Below are 19,789 nucleotides of genomic sequence, written 5' to 3'. Positions count from 1 at the left end.
GGACGGACAGGAACAGCACCCCGGAAAGCGGGACCGCTCCCCCTGGGGGGGGTACCCCGGTCCGGACGATCGACGAGAAGTAGGGCTGCTGGGGCTTGAACCCAGGACAAACGGATTATGAGTCCGCTGCTCTAACCAGCTGAGCTACAGCCCCGAGGAGCGTGGCGTCCCCGATGCCCCGGCTCCGGAGTGCTCCACCGGGCGCCGGGCGCAGGTCCTATTGTATGCGGGCGGGACGGTCGGCTCCGCTGCCGACCGGAGCTGCGAGAAGGCCGTCCTCGTCCACCGCCGCCGGGGACAGGGTCCCGTAGTACAGTCCCTCGAAGATCTCGAGGGTCGTCCTGATGTCGTGCCTGCCCACCATGGTCCGGCTGGCGGCACCCATCGCCTGCCGGTCCTCGCGTGGCAGTTCGAGGATCTGCGTGATCCGGGCGCCCAGTTCCTCGGAATCGCCCGGCGTGAACAGGTAGCCGTTCTCGCCGTCGGACACCAGGTGCGGCAGCGCCATGGCATCGGCCAGCAGCACGGGCGTCGAGGCGGACATCGCCTCGAGGGTGACGAGCGACTGCAGCTCGGCGGTTCCCGGCTGGCAGAACAGGGAGGCGCGGATGTAGCTCCTGCGCAGTTCGTCGTCGTCGATGAGGCCGCGGAAGGTGACGCGGTCGGCGATGCCGAGGCGCGCCGCCTGGGCCTGCAGGGCGGGCTTCACCTCTCCGCCCCCGACGATCTCGAGGTGGACGCGCAGGTGCTCGGGGGTCCTGGCGACGGCGTCGATGAGCACGTCCACGTGCTTCTCCTCGGCGAGGCGCCCGACGAAGAGGACCGTCGGGTGCTCGTAGGGCTCGATGACCTCGCCCGGCTCGACCTCGTAGGCCGCGGAGTCGATCCCGTTGGACACGGCCATCACGTCGGTCAGGAACGCGTGGTCGCGCATGGCCTTCGCGGCGAGCGGTGTGGGGGTCGTGACGGCAGCGGCCTTGCCCATCACCTTGCCCATGTCGCGCCAGGAGTTCCTGGCGACGATCTTCTTGAACCAGTCGGGGAACGGCAGGAACGGGTTGATGTTCTCGGGCATGAAGTGGTTGGTGGCGACGACCCGGATGCCGCGGCGGACGGCTTCGTACAGCGTGTACTCCCCCACCATGTAGTGGCACTGGATGTGGACGACGTCGGGCTGCACCTGGTCGAACAGCAGGCTGATGTCGCGTCGGATCTCCCACGGATAGCAGATGCGCCAGTAGTCGTGGGTCGGCACGCTGTGCGAGCGGAGGCGGTGCACCGTCCAGTCGCCCCCGGGTTCCGTGAAGCTCCTGCCGTTGGAGGAGCCCGGCGCGAGGACGTGGACGTCGTGCCCGCGCCCGTGCATGCCCCTGGCCAGCCGGTACCCGAACTGGGCCGCCCCGTTCACGTTGGGCGGATAGGTGTCCGCGGCGATCAGGATGGTCAGGGGCTTGGAATCAGCCGGGTGGCTCACGCGTGGATCCCTACGTCGGTGTGCTGGACGGAACTGGAGCGGGTCGTGTCAGCGCTGCCTCTTCACCACGTCGGGGTGGTGGCGTGACAGGACGACGACCCCAACAATAGCAACGAGTGCGGCCGCGCCCATGCCCAGCGCGGTCACGGTCCGGACGTCGGGCTGGAGTTCGTCGAGGATGGTGATGCCCACCGCGATGCCGACGATGGGGTCGATGACGGTGAGGCCGGCGATGACGAGATCCGGAGGGCCGGTGGCGTAGGCGCTCTGCACGAACCAGGCGCCGAGGGCCACGGCGGCGACGAGGGCCACGAGGGTCAGGACGGGGACGTTCAGCAGGAAGCGGCCGTTCGGGTCGAGCAGGTGTCCCGCGATGATCTTCGTCAGGACGGCGACGAAGCCGAAGAGGACCCCGGCGCCCAGGATGTAGGCGAAGGCGTTGAGGCGGTGCCTGCCGAACACGGCCAGGGAGCCGAAGAGCACGACGGCGGCGCCGAGCAGGAGCACCACCGAGAGTTCCTGGGCCGGATCGACGGCGTGGTTCTCCCGGGTGACGTTCACTGCGAGGATCACGAAGAGTGCGCTGCCCGCGACGCAGGCGGTGATCGCGGCGATGGTGGGCCGGTTGATCCGGATGCCCTGGTCGCGAGAATTGACGATCGTCGTGATCACCAGCGCGATCGCGCCGATGGGTTGCACGACCGTGAGGCTCGCCAGCGACAGGGCCACGACGTTCAGGGCGGTGCCCGCGCCGAGCAGGAACAGCCCGAACAGCCACCGCGGGTTGGTGAGCAGGCGGGAGAAGCCCGACGAGGAGAGGGACAGCCCGCCGGTGTTCGCCCGCACGGCGCTGCCCTGGCGTTGCGCTCCGAACGCGAGGAAGACGGCGCCGAGCAGCGCCAGCGCGATGGCTAGGACGGGCACGACTGCTGCTCGGCCCGCTCCAGCCGGTATTTGAGGTGCGCCGCCCTGAAGTAGGCGCAGAACGCGACGAGGTGCAGCACGCACCCGGCGGCGAGCAGCCCCTGGGCGACGGCGAGGATCCAGTCCTGGCCGAAGCCCTCGACCCGGTGGAGCAGGAGCAGCGGCGCCCCCACGAGCAGGAGCGCGGTCCGGATCTTGCCGACCATGACGACGGGCAGGTGCAGGGGTCCGCGGAAGAGGACGAGCGCATTGACGATGAGGATGATGTCGGGGATGACGATGGCCCACACGAACCAGGCGGGGGTGAAGCCGTTGACCACGAAGACGACGGCCACCACGATCATGGCGGTACGGTCGGCCAGCGGGTCGAGCCACTTCCCCACGGTCGACACCTGGTTGAACCGCCGGGCGACGAAGCCGTCCACCCAGTCGGTAGAGCCGACGACCACGAGGACGAGGACCGCGGCGCCGTACCTCTGGTGCGCGATGAACCAGACGAACAGAGGGACGCCGAGGAACCGGACGATCGTGATGAGGTTCGGCAGGGTCCACGCCGTCGCGAGTACGGCACCCCCGCTACCGCCCCGTGCTCCCGGCCCGATCGATCCCATCACCCGTACCTCCCCACCCCATTATGCAGGCGGACGGCCGCTCCTCCGGAACGTCCGCAGCGGGCTGCGGAACAGGATCACGGACGAACGGCCGCCGGAACTGCGGGTCCTGCGTGCCGGCGCCCTACTTGCTGAGGAGGCGGCGCAGCATCACGAGCATCGCGGCCACGGACGCGGCGAGGACGCTCAGGGGCTTCCACCGGTCCGCCACGGTCGTGTTGAGGGGGACGTCGCGCCGGACGGCGACCGCGGCGACCTGCGGGCCCTTGGTGCCGTCCGCCCGGGAGGCACCCTGCGGTCCACCCGCGGAGCGGTGCCGGGCCTTGTCGAGGCGGGCCTTGACGTCCGCGCGGGCTCCGAGCGAATCCCTCGCCTCGGCGATGTGCGTGCGGCGCTCCCCGGACCGGCCGCGCAGCTCCTCGTACGAGGGCGTGGGCTCCTTCGGCTTCGTGTCCTTCGCGACGTCGTCCTTGCCGTCCTTGTCCTGCTTGGGCTTCTTCACGTCGAGCGTCGCGGGGTCGAAGCTGCGGCCCTCCTTCAGCACCCCGAGGTCGTAGCGGATGCCGCGGATCGCGTCCTCGGGCAGCAGCGGCAGCTGCTTCTTGAGGCGCGAGACGCCGATCAGTGCGAGGATGCCGGCGATCACGAGGAAGAGCAGGGCGACCAGCAGGGCCGCCAGCCAGGCCGGCATCACCTCGGCCAGTCCCATGATGGCGGCGACGACGAGGGCCACGGCGAAGAACAGCACGAAGACCAGCGCGACGACGAGGAAGGCCGCCGCTATCCCGGCCTTGATCCCCTTCTGCTTCATCTGCTGGACGGCGATCGAGAATTCGTCGCTGACCTGTCGCGGCGTCAGCCGGGCGAGGAGCCTGATGAGTCCCAACAGCGAGAGCGAGCCCGTGGACCGCTTGCCGCGTGTACTAGCCGAGCTGTTCATAGGCCCTGCCTCCATTCGTGAGTGTGTTGCTGGACATTCGCTGAACCAAAATTACCACCGGGCACGCGCCCGGATTCCGCGCGGCGGTCGCCGTGGGCCGAAGGGCCCGTGCGGGGCCCGTATGGGGTAGGGCGCCGGCCCGTGATCCTCACGCGGAGGTGAGCTCTGCGTTGTCCTCGAGGTCCTTGCCGGTGAACTCGGGAAGCCGGGTGCGGACGAAGACGAAGGACAGGACGGCGAAGACCGTGAATGCCGCGTACATGATCCAGAGGCCGAGGTTCTCGCTCACCCACGGGAAGGTCAGGGTGACGATGAAGTTGAACACCCAGTTGACCATCGTGGCGACGCCGAGGGCGATCGAGCGGATGCGGTTGGGGAACATCTCGCCGAGGGTCACCCACATGACCGGACCCCAGGTCGCGGCGAAGAAGATGACGAAGAGGTTCGCGCCGACGAGCGCGACGGGGCCCCAGACGCCGGGCAGTGAGAGCTCCTCGCCGGTGCCGTCGGCCTGCAGGAAGGCCAGCGTCGCGGCGAGGAGGCCGACGGCCATGCCGACGGATCCGATGAGGAGCAGCCGGCGGCGCCCCACGCGGTCGACGAAGAAGATGGCGACGAACGTCATGGCCACGTTGATGACGGAGGTGATCACCGACGTCGTGAACGAATCGCTCTCGCTGAAGCCGACGGACTTCCACAGGGTGGTCGAGTAGTAGAAGATCGCGTTGATCCCGACCAGCTGCTGCAGTGCGGCGATCGCCATGCCGACCCACAGGATGGGCTGCAGTCCGAAGGCGGGTCCGCGCAGGTCCCGGTAGCTCGCCCGTTCCTCCCGTTCGAAGCTCTCCCGGATCTGGCTGATCTTGCCCCCGGTGTCGCTCACGCCGGAGACGCGCGAGAGGACGCGTGCGGCCTCGGCGTCGCGGCCCGCCCGGATGAGGAACTGCGGGGATTCGGGGATGATGAGGGCCAGGATCCCGTAGACGACGGCGGGGATCACCCCGACCAGGAGCATCCAGCGCCACGCGGCGAGGCCCCACCAGAGGTCGCCGTCCGCGCCGCCGGCGGCATTGGCGAGCGAGGCGTCCGAGAGCAGGGCGGCGAAGATGCCGACCGTGATGGCCAGCTGCTGGACGGAGGCGAGCCCGCCACGCCACTTCGACGGCGCGATCTCCGCGATGTACCCGGGGACGATGACGGAGGCGATGCCGATGGCGAGGCCGCCGACCAGCCGCCAGGCCATGAGGTCCCACTCCGAGAAGGCGTAGGCCGATCCCGCGGAGTTGACGGCGAACAGGAAGGCCGCCGCGACCATGACCTTCTTCCGGCCCCACCGGTCGGCGAGCCCTCCGGCGAACCAGGCGCCCGCCGCGCAGCCGAGCAAAGTGATGGCGACGGTGAAGCCGAGGACGCTGGGGCTCAGCCCGAACTCGCCCTGGATGGAGTCCACCGCCCCGTTGATGACGGCGGTGTCGAACCCGAACAGGAGACCGCCGACGGCGGCTGCGACAGTGATGGCGATGACCCGTGCGAGGTGCCTCGGTGACTGCTCTGCCTCAGCTTCGGTGCCGTTCCCGCTCATGTTCCGTTCTCCCTGCTCGTTCCGTGTCTCCTCACCCTACGTCAACCCGAAGCCTGCTTAGCAGCGGGATCCGCGGCCCCAGCAGCGGCCGTCGGTCCGCCCGGAGGGTTGACGGGGGTTCTAGGATGGGAGGAGCATTGATTCGCCACAGCAACCAAATCCGAGGGGATCCGGGTTGCCCGTGGGAAGCCGCTCCGCCGTCGTCGCCGGGCCGCCGCTGTCGATGCCGCCCCCGCTCCGTCCCGTTCCGCCCCGCTCTGTTAGGCAACATCTTGAGTACCCTCACGCACCCCGGCGACACGCTCTCCCGCCGCGAGAAGATCATCTACGTCTTCATCCTCGGCACCCTGACCGCCCTCGGCCCGTTCACGATCGACCTCTACCTCCCGGCGTTCCCTGCCCTGCAGGACGACCTCGGCGTCTCCGAGGCCTCGGTGCAGCTGACCCTCACGGGGACGATCGTGGGCTTCGCCGCCGGGCAGCTGCTCGTGGGTCCGCTCAGTGACAAGATCGGGCGGCGCCTGCCGCTGATCCTGGCGACGATCCTGCACGTCGGCGCGTCGATCGGCGCGGCGTCGTCGGAGGACATCAACGCGCTCATGCTGTTCCGCGTGCTCCAGGGCGTCGGCGCGGCGGGCGGCGGCGTGGTGGCGATGGCCATGGTGCGGGACCTCTTCGGGGGCTACACGCTCGTGCGCATGCTCTCCTACATGGCGCTCGTCAACGGCATGGCACCGATCTTCGCGCCGGTGATCGGCTCGCAGCTGCTGCTGCTCTTCCCGTGGCCGGGCATCTTCTGGTTCCTCGCCTGCTACGGCGTCCTGGTGATCGTCGCCGTGAGCCTGTTCATCATCGAGACCCTGCCGAAGGAGAACCGGCGGCAGTCCGGACTCACGGTGGTGCAGCGGTACCGCGCGGTGCTGAGCGACCGGATCTTCATCGGCGTGCTGCTGGTGGGCGGCATGAACTTCTCGGGGATCTTCTCGTACCTCTCGGCGTCGCCGTTCCTGTTCCAGGGACCCTACGGACTGGACGAGCAGCAGTACGGACTGCTGTTCGCCATCAACTCCCTCGGCATCGTGGCCGGCGTGCAGGTCAGTTCACGGATCCTGCGACGCGTGGGCCCGCAGTGGGTGATCGCGGCGGTGACGGTCGTGCAGCTCGTCATGGCGATGCTCATCCTGGCCTTCGACCAGCTGGGACTCGGCTTCTGGGGGACGGCGATCCCGCTGTGGTTCTACATCATGGCGACGGGCTTCATCTTCCCGTGCGTACAGGTGCTGGCACTCATCAACAACGGTGCTCAGGCCGGCACGGCCGCCTCGCTGCTCGGCGCGGTGACCTTCGGCACGGCGGGTGTCGTCTCCCCGCTCGTCGGCGTGCTGGGTGGCGGGATCGAGTCGGCGACGCCGATGGCGCTCATCATGGCCTCCTGCATCGCCCTGGGCATGGTGTTCCTGTGGACGGTGGTCAGGCCCCGGTCCGTGCCCGCCCTGCAGTAGCGGGCTCCGGTCGGGTGTCGGGGTCCCGTCAGGTGGCGGCGGGCTCGGACCCGGCCGGCAGCGCCTCCGCCGTCCTGGCGATGTTGCGGGCCATCGCCGAGAAGATGAACCCGTGGAACGGCAGCACCGCGAGCCAGTAGAGGCGCCCGGACAGGCCCTGCGGGAAGAACACCGCCCGCTGGTAGTAGGAGCTGCCGGACCCCTCCGGCTCCACCCGGAACTCCAGCCAGGCGCGGCCGGGCACCTTCATCTCGGCACGCAGCCTCAGGCGCTCACCGCGCACCAGTTCCTCGACGCGCCAGAAATCGAGCGCCTCCCCCGTGAGGAGCTCGCGCGCGTCCCGCCGGCCGCGCCGGAGCCCCACTCCCCCGGCCAGTTTGTCCATCCAGCCGCGGGCGGCCCAGCCCACGGGCCAGGAGTACCAGCCGTTCTCGCCGCCGATCCCCTCGACGACGCTCCACAGCTTCTCGGGTGACGCCGTCGAGCTGTAGGTCTGGACGTCGGTGAACACGGTGTGTCCCGCCCACTGGGGGTCCGAGGGCAGCGGATCGGCCTCGGAGACGAGCTGGGAAGCGCCGGCCCAGCTGGTCTCCACCTCTCCCGCGCGCATCTTGCCCAGCGCGAGGTCCACGGAGCGGCGGTACCCCGTCAGCCCGCCCTCCGGCATCCCGATGTACTGGTCGATGTCGTGCTCGGACGGCACGGCGTCGTGCTGCAGCGACTCGATGAGCGGCATCGCCATCGCGCGCGGGATGGGCGTGACCAGATTGACCCAGTGGCCTGCGAGGCGCGGCGTGAGGACCGGCAGCGCGAGGATCCGCCGCCGTGGGAGGCCGGCTGCCTCGGCGTACTGGTTCATCATCTCGGCGTACGTGAGCACCTCGCGCGACCCGATGTCGAAGGTCCGGTTCAGGTCCGCCGGGAGGTCGAGTGCGCCCACCAGGTAGTGGATGACGTCGCGCACGGCGATGGGCTCGATGTGGTTGAGGACCCACCTGGGTGCGGGCATCACGGGCAGGACGTCGGACAGGTGCCGGATCATCTCGAAGGACGCCGAGCCCGATCCGATGACGACGCCCGCCTGGAACGCGATGGTCGGTGTGCCGGACCCGAGGAGGATCCTCCCCACCTCGGTGCGGGAGCGCATGTGGGTGGAGAGTTCCACGCCTTCGGGGTGCAACCCGCCCAGGTAGACGATGCGGCGCACACCGGCCTCGGTGGCCGCCCGGGAGACCGTCGACGCGATCTCCGCCTCGCGGGCGTCGAAGTTCCTGCCCGAGCCCATCGAGTGCACGAGGTAGTACAGCGTGTCCACGCCGCGGCTCGCCTCGCGCATCGTGTCGACGTCCTGCAGGTCCCCCCGCACGATCTCGACGGACGGGGCCCACGGGACGTCCTTCAGCTTCTGCGGCGAGCGGACGACGACGCGGACCCTGCGGCCCTCCGCGACGAGTTTCGTGACGAGCCGGCCGCCGATGTACCCCGTGGATCCGGTGACCAGGATGAGCCTGTCCGTGCTGTCGTTCTGCATGAGCACAGCGTACGCCCGCCCTCCGACACGCCCCGACACGGCTCCGGGCAACCCGATGGAGTCGCGCATGGGGATCTGGGACAGGGCGCGGAGGGCCCCCGCTGCGCCTGGTCGACTCCACGGACGGGCTGGAGATCGCCGCGGAGGACGGACGGCTGATCGACCCCGCGACGCCGGCCCTCCGAGCCGTCGGGATCCTCGCCGTCGGGGGCGCGGGGCACCCGCTCCGACGGCAGCTCCGACGACAGCTCCATCGCCAGTGACGCCGAGCGGCACGTCCGCGGCCGCGCCGGTCAGCGCATGGGCCTCCTGCGGGAGCGGGGCAACGGGCACGACGCGCACGGGGTCGCCCTCACCACGGGCAGGCCGCCGGTGACGGTCGGCTATGTGGAGGAACAGGGCGCCCCGTGGGTCGCGGAGCTGCTGAAGGGCGGCCGGGAGCTGGAGGCCCTCGTCCTGCGGGCCGAGCCCTCCCCGCGGGTCCTCGCCGCCGCCCCGGCGCTCCTCACCCGTCTCGGGCAGGAGTAGCGGACCCGCGGGCCGGCACCGTCTCCGGGAGGTCCCGGGCGGCGTCCTGACCCGGACATGGAAGAAGCCCCTGTCCCACGTTTCCGCAGGTCAGGGGCTTCTCATTGCTCCTCCGACTGGACTTGAACCAGTAACCCTTCGATTAACAGTCGAATGCTCTGCCAATTGAGCTACGGAGGAAAGCGCGGTTATCACTCTACATACGTTCCGGAGCGAAGTGAAATCGGCGCCGCCCTAGTCCTCGCGGAGCAGCCGCCGCTGCATCTCGAGCTCCATGAGGTCGCGCTGCAGCTGGTTGTAGAGCACGGGATCGGCCGTCGGGTCCATGCGCTGGAGCTGCCCGAGCTTGTCCGCCTTCTGCTGCGTGATGCGGAGCTCGGTGAGCCGGTTCAGGATGTCGCGGCAGTACAGCACCATGGCATCGGCGTCCTTCGCGGGGAGGGGACGGACCGCCAGTTCGCTGACGAGCGGCCGGAGGACGTCCGGGACGCCCTCGCGCACCGACTCGACCCAGCGCGAGAGCTCGGTGCCCGCTGCTCCCGCCGCGATGACGGCGGTGTGCAGCGCCTCGTACACGGGGACGGAGAAGCGCGACGTGGAGAAGCTCTCCCACTGCGCGGCGGTGAGCAGCGTGGGCTGCTGCAGCACCACCTCGAGCGCCTCGCGCTCCATCCTGGCCATCGGATCACGGGGATCGGGGCGCTCGAAGAACGGCTCGGCCGGCGTCGCGGCATCCCCTCCGGCGACCCCCTGCTGGCCCGGTGACTGCTGGCCCGCCTGCACCTGCCCCTGCTGCCCCTGCTGCCGGCCGCCCGACCGCGCCCCGCCCGCGTCGCGGCGTGCTGCGGCGGAGACGGCGCGCGCCACCTGGTCCTCCCCGACGTACTGCATGCCGAGCCATCGCGAGAGTTCCCGCGTGTAGGTGGACCGCAGGGACACGTCGCGGATCTGCGCGACGATCGGAGCCGCGTGCCGCAGCGCCTTGACCTGCCCCTCCCCCGAGGAGAGGTCGAAGTTCCCGAAGGACGCCTTGATCGCGAATTCGAACAGGGGACGGCGGTCGGCGATGAGTTCCCGCACGGCGTCGTCGCCGCGTGTCTGCCGGAGCTCGCAGGGATCGGCGCCGGATGCCTCGACGGCGACGTACGTCTGCGCATTGAAGCGCTGGTCCTCCTCGAACGCGCGCAGGGCGGCCTTCTGGCCTGCGGCGTCACCGTCGAACGTGAAGATCACCTCGCCGCCGGTCCCGTCGTCGGACAGGAGCCTGCGGGCGATCTTGATGTGGTCCGTGCCGAACGCGGTGCCGCAGGTCGCGACGGCGGTGCCCACCCCGGCGAGGTGGCACGCCATGACGTCGGTGTAGCCCTCGACGACCACGAGCTGCCGGTTCTTGGCGATCTCCCGCTTGGCCAGGTCGATGCCGTACAGCACCTGGGACTTCTTGTAGAGGGAGGTCTCCGGGGTGTTGAGGTACTTCGGCCCCTGGTCGTCCTCGAAGAGCTTCCGGGCCCCGAATCCGACGGTGTCCCCGGTGATGTCCCGGATCGGCCAGATCAGGCGTCCGCGGAAGCGGTCGTAGAAGCGGCCGGGGTTGCTCGAGGACGCACTGAACATACCGGTCAGCTTCAGCTCGTCGAGCGTGAAGCCGCGGCCGGTGAGGTGGTTGAGCAGCGTGTCCCAGCCCTGGGGTGCGTAGCCGACGCCGAACTGCTCGGCGGCCGCACGGTCGAAGCCCCGCTCCTGCAGGAACTGCCGGCCGGTGGCGGCGCCCGGGGTGAGGAGCTGGTCGCGGAAGAACTCGGCCGCGATCTTGTGCGCGTCGAGCAGCCGCTGCCGCTTGCCGACGTCCTCGCGGCGCGGGCCGGTGCCGCCGTCCTCGTAGTGCAGCTCGAAGCCGATGCGCGCGGCGAGCTTCTCGACGGTCTCGCTGAACGTGGTGTGGTCGACCTTCTGCACGAAGGAGATGACGTCGCCGCCCTCGCCGCAGCCGAAGCAGTGGTAGGAGCCCATCTGAGGGCGGACGTGGAAGGACGGCGAGCGCTCGTCGTGGAACGGGCACAGGCCCTTCCAGGAGCCGATGCCCGCCGACTTCAGGGTCACGTACGCCTCGACGACCTCCTTGATGTCGGTGCGCTGGCGTACCTCATCGATGTCTTCACGCTTGATGAGTCCGGCCATGACCCCAGTTTAGGCCCGCCCCACCGAGACCCGGACCGGCGCCGGAACGGATGTGGGCACTGCCCGGGACCTACCAGAGCGCCGGGACGGGCCCGACGATGCGCTCGTGGAGGCCGAGCGCCGACGCGTCGGTGAGCGATGCCACCTGGTCGATGACGACGCGCAGGCGAGCGTCGTCGTCCGGTGCCTCACGCCAGTCCGCCGCGAACATCGGCTCGAGGTAGCGGTCGCCGTCCGCGTGGACCTGGGCGACGAGGGAGGCGAGGATCTCCCGCTGGCGCTCGTACAGCGGCTGGCGGTGGTCCGTGGTCATCACGTACGTGGTGGCGAGGCCCTTCATCACGGCGATCTCCAGGATGGTCTCCTCGGGGACCACCATCTCCGCGTTGTAGCGGGTGAGGGAGTCCGGCCCGTAGATGGAGCGCGTGGACTGCATGGCGCTGAGGCAGAAGCGGCCGATCAGCTGGCTCGTCATGTTCTTGAGGGCTGCCATGGACCGGCGCGTGCCGTCCGCCTCCCGGACCCACACCGGGGTCCTCTCGAGGCGGGCCAGGGCGGCGTCGACGGCCGCCGGGTCGCTGCCGGGGAGGTACCACTGCTGCGTGTAGCCGATCACGCGGGCGCGGGCGTCGGCGCTGTCCATCCACTTGAGCTGGAGGTGCCCGGCGACGATCGCGTCCTCGACGTCGTGCACCGAGTAGGAGATGTCGTCCGCGAGGTCCATGACCTGCGCCTCGAGGCACGAGCGGCCCTCCGGGGCGCCGTCACGGAGCCAGTCGAAGACGGGGCGATCGTCGTCGTAGGCGCCGAACTTCGTGGTGCGCTGGCCGCTGATCACGGGGGCCGATGCCGCCGTCCAGGGGTACTTGCAGGCGGCGTCGAGGCTCGCCCGGGTGAGGTTGAGGCCCGCGGGGCCGCCGCCGGGTGCGAGGACCTTCGGTTCGAGCCGGGTCAGGAGGCGCAGGGTCTGCGCGTTGCCCTCGAAGCCGCCGATGCCGTGCGCGATGTCGTTGAGCGCCGACTCCCCGTTGTGGCCGAACGGCGGGTGGCCGAGGTCGTGGGCCAGGCAGGCGGTGTCCACGATGTCCGGGTCGCACCCGAGGGTCCGCCCCAGTTCGCGCCCCACCTGGGCGACCTCGAGCGAGTGCGTGAGGCGCGTGCGGACGAAGTCGTCGGTGTCGGGCGCGACGACCTGCGTCTTCGCGCCGAGGCGGCGCAGCGCGGACGAGTGCAGCACCCGTGCGCGGTCGCGTTCGAAGTCGGTGCGGTGCGAGCTCTTGGGCGGCTCCTCCACCCACCGCTCGGTGTCCGAGGCGCTGTAGCCGGTGGCGGACGGTTCGGGGAAGCTCATGATGCCTTTCTAGCGCAACGGGTGCGGGTCGGCCCGCCTGCAGCCGCCGATGTGGACCGGCCGGCGGGTGGGTCCCCGGGAATGCCGGGGAGCCGCGTCAGCCGCCGGATACGTCGACCTCGGCAGCGGCGATGTCCGCCTGCTGCGCCTCGTTGAGGACGCGGCCGTCGAGCCAGTGCTCCGGCAGGGCCGTCCTCTTCGGTGAGCCGGCCCGCCCGCGGGGGCCCTCGGCGTCCTGCCCGGGGTAGGGCGAGTCCTTGTCGAGCTCGTCGAGGAGCCCGCGGAGCACCTCGAGGGTCGGCACGGCGGCGAGCCTGGCGCGGAGCTCCCCGCCGACGACATAGCCCTTGAAGTACCAGGCCATGTGCTTGCGGATGTCGCGGAGGCCCATCATCTCGCTGCCGAAGGTCTCCACGAGCAGCTCGGCGTGCCGGTAGACGGTGTCGGCGACCTGCCCGAGGCCGGGCCGGTACCGGGAGGCGCTGCCCTCGAAGGCGTTCATGAGGTCCCCGAAGAGCCAGGGCCGCCCCTGGCAGCCACGGCCAATGACGACGCCGTCGACGCCGGTCTGCCGGACCATCCGTACGGCGTCCTCGGCGCTCCAGATGTCGCCGTTGCCGAGCACGGGGATGTCGGGCAGGGCGTCGCGCAGTTCGGCGATGGCGTCCCAGTCGGCCTTGCCCGAGTAGAACTGGGACGCGGTGCGCCCGTGGAGGGCGACGGCGGCGACACCGCTGTCGCGGGCGATCTTCCCCGCCTCGCGGAAGGTGAGGTGGTCCTCGTCGATGCCCTTGCGCATCTTGATGGTCAGCGGGACGCCGCCCTTCGACGCCTCGCGCACGGCGGTCTGCACGATGCCCGTGAACAGGTCGAGCTTCCACGGCAGGGCCGCTCCCCCGCCCTTGCGGGTGACCTTCGGGACGGGGCAGCCGAAGTTCAGGTCGATGTGGTCCGCGCGGTCCTCCTCGACGAGCAGGCGCACGGCGGCGCCCACGGTCTTCGGGTCGACCCCGTACAGCTGCACGGAGCGGACCGCCTCGTCCTCGTCGTGCGAGATGATGCGCATCGACTCCGGGCTGCGCTCCACGAGCGCACGGGAGGTGACCATCTCGGACACGTAGAGGCCGCCGCCGTACTCGCGGCACAGGCGGCGGAAGGCCTTGTTGGTGATGCCCGCCATCGGCGCGAGGATCACCGGCGTGGTCACGGTGATGCCGCCGAGGGTGAGCGGCGGGAGGTCGAGCTTGAGGGCGCCGGGGGCTGCGTCCGGGGCGTCGCCGGTGCCGGGATCACCGGTCGGAGCGGGGAGGGTCGTCACTGCGGTCACCCCTCCATTGTCGCAAGGTGCCGCAAATCCGGGGGCACTGTTCGCTGTGCGCCTGCGCTCGCGGTCCGCCCTGCCCGCCTTCCGCCACGCGTTCGTCATGCGTCCTCCCCGGCCGGCCGCCGGCTGCGCCGTCCGCCGAGGGCGACGAGCCGCTCACCCGGGGCGAGCGTCGCGCCGTCGACGGACGGGACCGCCGGCGTCGTGCCCCCGCCCGACGCCGTGTCGTCGTGCCCGCCGCCGCGGGTCCTCGGGCCGACGGCCTTGACCACGAGCACCGCGACGAGGGTCGTCAGCGGGATCGCGAGGACGAGGCCGATCGAGCCCACCAGCGTCCGTACCACCTCCTCGGCGAGTTCGCCGCTGGTCAGGGTGTCGAGCAGCGCGCGGTCGTAGAGCGAGACGAGGATCAGCACGGGCAGCGCCGCCCCGGCGTAGGCGAACGCGATGGTGTAGACGGTGGACGCGATGTGGTCGCGCCCGATCCTCATCGCGGAGGCGAACAGCCGCCGCCCCGACGTGTCGGGCGCCAGCTCGTGCAGCTCCCAGACGGAGGAGGACTGCGTGATGGTCACGTCGTTGAGGACGCCGAGACCGGAGATGATGAGCCCGCACAGGATGATCGAGGAGATCGACAGCTCGTCCGAGGCGTTGACCAGGGTGTACGCGTTCTCGTCCCCCACGCCGGTGAGGTGGGCGGCGTCCGTGGCCCAGGCCGCGAGCAGCGCCGTGATGCCGAGCCCGAAGACCGTCCCGAGGAGGGCCGTGGAGGTGCGGGCCGAGACGCCGTGCGCGAAGTAGAGGACCCCGTACATGATCACCACGGAGCCCACGAGTCCGAGCAGCAGGGGCGGCCTGCCCTCGACGAGGCCCGGCAGGACGAACAGCGCCAGGACCGCGAGCGCGCCGACGAGGCCGAGCAGGGCACGCAGCCCGCGCCAGCGGGCGACGGCGACGACCACGACGGCGTATCCGACCGCGAGTGCCACGATGGGCACCGACCGCACGAAGTCCACGAAGACGTAGGGCGCCGCGCCGCCCTGGAGGATGCCTGCGAGGTCGAGGTAGCGGATCTCGTCGCCCGCCTCGACGGCCTCGGTCCGCGCGAGTTCCGGGGCGACCTCGACGGGGATGATGTCTCCTCCGTGGGCGGGCTGCGTGTAGGCGATGGTGCAGGTCAGGGCGGTGCCGCCGGCGTCGACGGTCGGCTGGGAGGACGGGCAGTCCCCCTCGGCGACCTCGCGGACGGTCCCGCGCTCGAAGCTCACACCCTCCGCCGTGGCGTACGGGTTGGCGACGCGCAAAGAGCTCCGGTCGCCGCTGGGCCAGAGCAGCACCATCGCGACGAGCGTGATGACCCCGAGGGGCACGAGGAAGGCCGAGAGCAGGAGGGTCGCCCGCTTCCGGGTGACCAGCGCGGAGGCCGAGGGTGCGGGACTCCCCTCGGCGCGAGCGGCGTGCAGGTGGCTGGAGCCCACGGACTTCCCTCGGTGGTTCGGCGGATGCTGGACAATGCTCGGTACCGGCCGGTACCGGCCGGTGACGGTCGGTACCAGGCGGAAACGGGCGGTGACGGTCGGTGACGGTCGTTCGGGCGCGGGTCGGGGCGCGTCACGGAGCCCGGCCACCGCTTGCGATTCTACGCAGGAGCGGCCCGGGACCGGGACGACGGGAGCCCTCCGGGGCGGAGGAGGACGGCACATGGCAGCAGAGGCGACCCGCCCGGCGCGGGACGGGGACCCCGTGGTCGGCGTCGGCGGGGCGGGCACCGGGGTTCGCGGCGTCGCGCTCGTCCTGCACGGCGGGCGCGCCCGGAGTTTCGACGCCGTCCGGCCAAGGCACCTCAGCCCCCTGCGCATGCGCCCCTTCGCCGCGCGCCTCGCGGCCGGGGGCGCGCGGCACGGCCTGGCGGTGTGGACGCTCCGGAACCGGGTGCGGGGCTGGAACGGGGCCGACCAGTCCGCCCTGAAGGACGCCCGGTGGGCGCTGGACCGCATCGCCGCGGAGCACCCCACGGCGCCCGTCTACCTCCTGGGCCACTCGATGGGCGGGCTGACCGCGCTCTACGCGGCCGGGCACCCGCAGGTCCGCGCCGTGGCCGCCCTCGCCCCGTGGCTCGAGCCGTCGAGCCCGGTGGAACCCGTCCGCGGGCGGGGCGTCCTCATCATGCACGGCGACACCGACCGCTGGACGAGCCCGACGGCGTCGCTCTCCTTCGCGCGCCGCGCGCTCGGCGTGGCCCGGGACGTCCACTACGTACGGATGCTCGGGGCAGGGCACTTCATGTTCCGTACCGTGCCCGTCTGGCACGGCCTGAGCACGTCCTTCCTCCTCCGCCACTTCGCGGAGGACACGGGTGCGAGCCTCGACGCCCGGTTCCTCGCGCCCTCCGCCGCCCTGTACCGCGCCCCGGATCCGCTCGGCATCACGGCCTGAGCGGCGCCGACCTGACCCGGAAGTTCCCGCCGGGTAGGTGTAGGCCGGGCCGTCCGGGGTACAAAGAGTACGTGGACACGACGAGCGGGTCTCCTCCCGCTCCCGCCGAAGGCCGGAAGGATCTGAGCATGGGATGGAAGCCGCGGCAGAGCGACCGCATGTACCGCTGCGTGGTCTACGCGGGCAAGGCGGTCTTCGCCGCCCTGCGCCTGCCGATCACGGTGAGCGGGACGGAGAACCTGCCGGCGTCCGACCCGCTGGACGGCCGGTCGCGCCGCGCCGTGCCCGGGCACGGCGCCGTCGTCGCCATCACGCACCTCGGCTACCTCGACTTCGCCTTCGCGGAACTGGTCCTGTGGAACCACGCGCGGATCCAGGCCCGCTACATGATCTCCAAGCGGGCCGCCGACCACTGGTTCGTCAGCCCCGTCGTGTTCGGCCTCGGCCACGTGGTCACCGACCGCCGGGCGGGCGCGGACGCGTACGACGACGCCCTCGCGAAGCTGCGGGCCGGGGAGTACGTGGCGATCCTGCCCGAGGCGGGCGTGTCCCGCAGCTACACGGTGCGCGGACTCAAGACCGGTCCCGTGCGGCTCGCCGCCGAGGCCGGGGTCCCGGTGATCCCCGTCTCGGTGTGGGGCGCCCACCGGCTGTTGACCCGCGGGCACGGCTTCTCGGTGCGGCGGGCGTGGAAGTCCCCCGTCCGCGTGCACATCGGCCCGCCCATCCACCATGCCCCGGGCCTCGACGTCGCCGAGGAGACGGAGAAGCTGCGCCAGGAGCTGCAGGACGGCATCGAGACCTGCATCGCCGACTTCCCGGTGACCCCGGAACCCGGCGCCTGGTGGATGCCGGCCCACCTGGGCGGCGGCGCGATGACCGACGCCGAGCGCGCGGCGGCGGACGCGGCGGACCTGGCGGCCGGGCGGCACAGCCGCGGCTGACGGCGACCGGCAGGGCTGGCGGGGCTGACGACGCCGCCCTGGTCGGGGCTCAGGCGGTGGCGACGACGAGCGTCTCCGGTCCGCCGAGGCGTGCCGCACCCGTGGCGAGCAGGGGCTCGACGACGGCGACGAGCGCCGCCATCGAGTCGTCCACCTCGAGCTGGATCGGATACTGGTGCACGAGCATCGCGATCAGGGTGGCGACGGCGGCCTGCTGCTCCTGCGGGGCGAGCGTGGTGTCGTAGCCCAGCAGGACGTCGGCGGGGTCGTCGGTGCGGGCCTGCGTGTAGCTGACGGCGAACGCGGCGATGGCGCCGCCGTCGGCCTTCGGCCGGTCGCGCAGCACGATCGCTCCCCCGGCGCCGCTCGTGTCCGCGAGGAACAGCTGCTGCGCGCGGCCGAGGCTGAGGTCCGCCCTGTCCCAGGCGTGCACGGACTCGTAGAAGGTGGCCAGCGCCCGGGTCAGCTCCACGGACCCGGTGGCCGCCTCCTCGAGCTGCGGCCCGGCGGCGTCGTCGAACGCGGGCGCCGCGAGCGCACCCGGAGCGACGACGATGAGCCGCGACCGCTGCAGCGCGGTGAACCCGGTGGCAGCGGCGAAGGCCGCTCCGGTGGTGCCCGGCGTCACCTTGGACCGCAGGGCCGTGATGCCCGACGGCGAGGCGCCGGCCTCGTGCTGCAGCATGGTGAGCAGCGTGGAGCCGATCCCCGCGCGCCGGTGGTCCTCGGCGACCTCGACGTAGCACCAGAGCCGGTCCGGGTGGAGGGCCGCGCCGTAGACGCAGCCCGCCGCGACGGGGATCCCCTGGTCCACGACGGTGATGCAGCGGTTCCAGGGCTCGTCCGAGGGTGTGCGGAAGGAGCCGCGGAACTGCTCCGCCGCCGCAGACTCGGGGCCGCCCCACAGCTGGAGGAGCTCGAGGTCGTCGCCCTCCTGCCAGGCGCGGTACTCGAGGGCCATCAGGCTCCGATCAGGCGGGCGGCGAGGTAGCCCTGCACCTGGTCGAGGGACACGCGCTCCTGGGCCATGGTGTCGCGTTCGCGGATGGTCACGGCCTGGTCGTCGAGCGTGTCGAAGTCCACGGTGATGCAGAACGGCGTGCCGATCTCGTCCTGCCGGCGGTAGCGGCGGCCGATCGCGCCGGCGTCGTCGAAGTCGATGTTCCAGCCCTTGCGCAGCTGGGCCGCGAGGTCCTTGGCCTTCGGGGACAGGTCCTCGTTGCGGCTCAGCGGCAGCACGGCGGCCTTGACCGGGGCGAGGCGCGGATCGAGCTTGAGCACGGTGCGCTTGTCCACGCCGCCCTTGGCGTTGGGTGCCTCGTCCTCGGTGTACGAGTCGACGAGGAACGCCATGAAGGAGCGGGTGAGCCCGGCCGCGGGCTCGATCACGTACGGCGTGTAGCGCTCGTTGGTGGCCTGGTTGAAATAGCCGAGGTCCGTGCCCGAGTGCTTCGAGTGGGTGGAGAGATCGAAGTCCGTGCGGTTGGCGATGCCCTCGAGCTCGCCCCACTCGGAGCCCGCGAACCCGAACCGGTATTCGATGTCCGTGGTGCCCTTGGAGTAGTGGCTCAGCTTCTCGAGCGGGTGCTCGAAGAGTCGCAGGTTGTCCGGCTTGATGCCGAGGTCGGTGTACCAGGCGAAACGCTGGTCGATCCAGTACCGGTGCCATTCCTCGTCGGTGCCGGGCTCGACGAAGAACTCCATCTCCATCTGCTCGAACTCGCGGGTGCGGAAGATGAAGTTGCCCGGCGTGATCTCGTTGCGGAAGCTCTTGCCGATCTGGCCGATCCCGAACGGCGGCTTCTTGCGCGCGGTGGTCAGCACGTTGTTGAAGTTCACGAAGATGCCCTGCGCGGTCTCGGGCCGCAGGTAGTGCATGCCCTCCTCGGACGCCACGGGACCGAGGAACGTCTTGAGGAGTCCGGAGAACTCCTGCGGTTCCGTCCACTGGCCCCGGGTGCCGCAGTTGGCGCACGTGACGTCCTTCAGCCCGTTCTCCGGTGCACGGCCCTTCTTCTCCTCGTACTCCTCCTCGAGGTGGTCCGCGCGGTAGCGCTTGTGGCAGGAGAGGCACTCGACGAGGGGATCGCTGAACACCTCGACGTGTCCGGAGGCCTCCCAGACCTGGCGGGGCAGGATGACGGCGGAGTCGAGGCCGACGACGTCCTCGCGGCCGCGCACCATCGTCTGCCACCACTGCCGCTTGATGTTCTCCTTGAACTCCGCGCCCAGGGGTCCGTAGTCCCACGCGGACCGCGATCCGCCGTAGATCTCCCCCGACTGGAACACGAAACCGCGCCGCTTGGCGAGCGAGATGATGGGGTCGAGTGCTGACTTGGCTGCTGCCATGGTGTTTCTTCTCCAATTCTGTGCAGGCCGCTGGGTGCGGTCCGCAGGTGGGGGGCGCGTGCTGCGGGCTGTCCGGGCCGCCGGAGGGGGCGCGAAAGCTACCGGGGCAAGCCTA

At 70.9% G+C, this 19,789-nt stretch carries 16 protein-coding genes and 2 tRNA genes; 4 read left to right on the top strand and 14 right to left on the bottom strand.

What is annotated here, in order from left to right; genetic code table 11:
* Positions 1-80: 80 nt before the first annotated feature.
* The 6 genes from ACX80K_RS12660 to ACX80K_RS12635 form a co-directional block, all read right to left on the bottom strand.
* Positions 81-154: transfer RNA gene (locus ACX80K_RS12660), tRNA-Ile, on the bottom strand.
* A 63-nt stretch (positions 155-217) separates the two neighbouring features.
* A complete protein-coding gene (locus tag ACX80K_RS12655; RefSeq protein WP_459272229.1) occupies positions 218-1,474 on the bottom strand; it encodes a glycosyltransferase in 1,257 nt (418 codons plus the stop codon).
* A 48-nt stretch (positions 1,475-1,522) separates the two neighbouring features.
* Positions 1,523-2,398, bottom strand: a complete 876-nt coding sequence (locus ACX80K_RS12650; RefSeq protein ID WP_459272228.1) for a DMT family transporter — start codon at positions 2,396-2,398, stop codon at positions 1,523-1,525.
* Positions 2,386-3,009: a CDP-alcohol phosphatidyltransferase family protein gene (locus tag ACX80K_RS12645; protein WP_459272227.1), complete on the bottom strand. Its 624-nt coding sequence runs from the start codon at positions 3,007-3,009 to the stop codon at positions 2,386-2,388. The genes ACX80K_RS12650 and ACX80K_RS12645 overlap by 13 nt, the downstream gene beginning before the upstream one ends.
* 124 nt (positions 3,010-3,133) lie before the next feature.
* Positions 3,134-3,949, bottom strand: coding sequence for a phage holin family protein (locus ACX80K_RS12640; RefSeq protein ID WP_459272226.1), 816 nt, complete (start codon positions 3,947-3,949; stop codon positions 3,134-3,136).
* A 148-nt stretch (positions 3,950-4,097) separates the two neighbouring features.
* Positions 4,098-5,531: a sugar porter family MFS transporter gene (locus ACX80K_RS12635; protein WP_459272225.1), complete on the bottom strand. Its 1,434-nt coding sequence runs from the start codon at positions 5,529-5,531 to the stop codon at positions 4,098-4,100.
* 272 nt (positions 5,532-5,803) lie between these two features.
* Here ACX80K_RS12635 and ACX80K_RS12630 point away from each other — a divergent pair, with 272 nt between their 5' ends.
* Positions 5,804-7,033 carry a multidrug effflux MFS transporter gene (locus tag ACX80K_RS12630; protein WP_459272224.1) on the top strand — a complete coding sequence of 410 codons (1,230 nt, stop codon included), beginning with the start codon at positions 5,804-5,806 and terminating at the stop codon, positions 7,031-7,033.
* Between the two features lie 28 nt (positions 7,034-7,061).
* Here ACX80K_RS12630 and ACX80K_RS12625 read toward each other — a convergent pair whose 3' ends face one another.
* On the bottom strand, positions 7,062-8,564 hold the full coding sequence (locus ACX80K_RS12625; RefSeq protein ID WP_459272223.1) for an SDR family oxidoreductase: 1,503 nt from the start codon (positions 8,562-8,564) through the stop codon (positions 7,062-7,064).
* 300 nt (positions 8,565-8,864) lie between these two features.
* On the opposite strand from ACX80K_RS12625, the gene ACX80K_RS12620 reads away from it, so the two are divergent.
* Positions 8,865-9,092 (top strand): hypothetical protein, encoded by a 228-nt coding sequence (locus ACX80K_RS12620; RefSeq protein ID WP_459272222.1) that lies wholly within the window; start codon positions 8,865-8,867, stop codon positions 9,090-9,092.
* A gap of 107 nt (positions 9,093-9,199) precedes the next feature.
* On the opposite strand, the gene ACX80K_RS12615 is transcribed toward ACX80K_RS12620, so the two are convergent.
* The 5 genes from ACX80K_RS12615 to ACX80K_RS12595 form a co-directional block, all read right to left on the bottom strand.
* A tRNA-Asn gene (locus ACX80K_RS12615) sits at positions 9,200-9,272 on the bottom strand.
* A gap of 54 nt (positions 9,273-9,326) precedes the next feature.
* Positions 9,327-11,270 (bottom strand): DNA primase, encoded by a 1,944-nt coding sequence (dnaG, locus tag ACX80K_RS12610; protein ID WP_459272221.1) that lies wholly within the window; start codon positions 11,268-11,270, stop codon positions 9,327-9,329.
* A gap of 70 nt (positions 11,271-11,340) precedes the next feature.
* Entirely contained in the window at positions 11,341-12,621 is a 1,281-nt protein-coding gene (locus ACX80K_RS12605) for a deoxyguanosinetriphosphate triphosphohydrolase (RefSeq protein WP_459272220.1), read from the bottom strand.
* 97 nt (positions 12,622-12,718) lie between these two features.
* Positions 12,719-13,948 (bottom strand): tRNA dihydrouridine synthase DusB, encoded by a 1,230-nt coding sequence (gene dusB, locus ACX80K_RS12600; RefSeq protein ID WP_459272219.1) that lies wholly within the window; start codon positions 13,946-13,948, stop codon positions 12,719-12,721.
* A gap of 95 nt (positions 13,949-14,043) precedes the next feature.
* Positions 14,044-15,423, bottom strand: coding sequence for a YibE/F family protein (locus ACX80K_RS12595; RefSeq protein ID WP_459272218.1), 1,380 nt, complete (start codon positions 15,421-15,423; stop codon positions 14,044-14,046).
* Between the two features lie 223 nt (positions 15,424-15,646).
* On the opposite strand from ACX80K_RS12595, the gene ACX80K_RS12590 reads away from it, so the two are divergent.
* Together ACX80K_RS12590 and ACX80K_RS12585 are read left to right on the top strand one after the other, a co-directional pair.
* Complete coding sequence (locus tag ACX80K_RS12590; protein WP_459272217.1) at positions 15,647-16,381, top strand: alpha/beta hydrolase; 735 nt, start codon at positions 15,647-15,649, stop codon at positions 16,379-16,381.
* A 128-nt stretch (positions 16,382-16,509) separates the two neighbouring features.
* Positions 16,510-17,325 (top strand): lysophospholipid acyltransferase family protein, encoded by an 816-nt coding sequence (locus ACX80K_RS12585; protein ID WP_459272216.1) that lies wholly within the window; start codon positions 16,510-16,512, stop codon positions 17,323-17,325.
* A 49-nt stretch (positions 17,326-17,374) separates the two neighbouring features.
* On the opposite strand, the gene ACX80K_RS12580 is transcribed toward ACX80K_RS12585, so the two are convergent.
* A complete protein-coding gene (locus ACX80K_RS12580) occupies positions 17,375-18,286 on the bottom strand; it encodes a GNAT family N-acetyltransferase (RefSeq protein ID WP_459272215.1) in 912 nt (303 codons plus the stop codon).
* Positions 18,286-19,674: a glycine--tRNA ligase gene (locus tag ACX80K_RS12575; protein ID WP_459272214.1), complete on the bottom strand. Its 1,389-nt coding sequence runs from the start codon at positions 19,672-19,674 to the stop codon at positions 18,286-18,288. The genes ACX80K_RS12580 and ACX80K_RS12575 overlap by 1 nt, the downstream gene beginning before the upstream one ends.
* Positions 19,675-19,789: the final 115 nt, after the last annotated feature.

Source organism: Arthrobacter sorbitolis, assembly GCF_054510995.1.
This window is presented reverse-complemented; position numbering and strand designations above follow the sequence as displayed.